Here is a 354-nt window from a genome sequence, read left to right as displayed (position 1 = left end):
AGAGCAAACGCCACTGCCTTTGTCTCAAGATAAGCCAGCAGAACACGTCCACCAAGTAGAAGAAGCGTCTGAAGCTCATGATCATTCTAAGATGGGTGAGGATCATTCTCAGCATGTATTATCTGCGAGTAATTTCTCGATTGATGATGTGATAGCAAAAGCTCAATCTCTTGGTTTTACGCAATATAAAGTCAATTTCCCGCGCTCAGAAACGGGCGTTTACACCGTGGCTGCGAATACCATGGGCGGTGACATTATCGATCCAACCCAAGATCGCACGACTCACCTCGACCAATATTCAGGGCGCATCCTAGGAGAGGTGACGTGGCAAGATTACAATTTATTCGCCAAAAC

At 46.3% G+C, this 354-nt stretch carries 1 protein-coding gene; it reads left to right on the top strand.

The annotated features are described in order from the left end of the window. Positions 1-19: 19 nt before the first annotated feature. The coding region (locus JEM65_RS21655; RefSeq protein ID WP_439953526.1) for a hypothetical protein at positions 20-354 on the top strand (335 nt) is incomplete at its 3' end.

It is taken from the genome of Gelidibacter salicanalis (assembly GCF_016469035.1).
In the GTDB taxonomy this organism is placed as follows: Bacteria; Bacteroidota; Bacteroidia; order Flavobacteriales; family Flavobacteriaceae; genus Gelidibacter; species Gelidibacter salicanalis_A.
This window is presented reverse-complemented; position numbering and strand designations above follow the sequence as displayed.